Source organism: Telluria sp. AZSoR62 (assembly GCF_058111565.1).
Map to the genome: position 1 here is coordinate 1 of NZ_JBYTST010000191.1, position 324 is coordinate 324.

Consider the following 324-nt stretch of genomic DNA (forward strand, 5'->3'; position numbering starts at 1 on the left):
GGGGTGCCGTGGACGATGAAGATGTTCTGCAGGCTCGAGATGGCGTCGAGTCCCCACTTCGCGCCGGCCATGATCGCGACCGCGCCGTCCTGCGGCTTGCCGCGGAAGTGCTGCGGGACCAGCGAAGTCTTGCAAATCGACTGCGCGAGCGTGTACGCGTGTCCCATCTGTTGTACCTGCTCCTGCAGCGCTCCGCTGATGGAGATCGACGTCGGCGACGCCACCACACTGCTCGGCTGCCCGCTGATGGCGATTTCGTTACTGGTCATCTTCGTTCTTCTCCTGAGTGAATGCCCACCGGGGCAGGCTGATCGGATAGACGTC

Annotated in this window: 1 protein-coding gene; it reads right to left on the minus strand. The window is 63.3% G+C overall.

Going from position 1 to position 324, the window contains the following annotated elements; genetic code table 11:
- Positions 1–269, minus strand: a 269-nt coding sequence (locus AC3XQU_RS23480; protein WP_489876554.1) for a hypothetical protein, incomplete at its 3' end; no start/stop codon positions are given.
- Between the last annotated feature and the right edge of the window lie 55 nt (positions 270–324).